The sequence below is a fragment of the Oleiphilus sp. HI0117 genome (genome assembly GCF_001635235.1).
In genome coordinates this window covers 1-270 of sequence record NZ_LWGA01000530.1, presented here as the reverse complement: position 1 = coordinate 270, position 270 = coordinate 1, and the positions used below count along the sequence as shown (strand labels likewise).

Annotated in this window: 1 protein-coding gene; it reads left to right on the top strand. The window is 45.2% G+C overall.

Features of this window, described 5'->3' with window-relative positions; genetic code table 11:
• A partial coding sequence (locus tag A3757_RS05870) for an immunoglobulin-like domain-containing protein (RefSeq protein ID WP_156506211.1) occupies nucleotides 1-270 on the top strand: 270 nt, incomplete at both ends.

Below are 270 nucleotides of genomic sequence, written 5' to 3'. Positions count from 1 at the left end.
AATCATGAGCTAAATACAATTTACACCGACCCGGGTGCGACTGCATCAGACGTAGTCGATGATGACGCTACGCTTAGCGCAGCAATTGTCACCATTAATAACGTGAATGAAAATGTCGCAGGCACATACACGGTCACTTACGATGTGACAGACTCTGGTGGAAACCCTGCCGTACAACAAGTCCGAACAGTTAATGTCGGCGACTTTACTGCACCAATGATAACTCTAATTGGCAACACAACCGTAAATATTGAACTTGGCTCAAGCTAT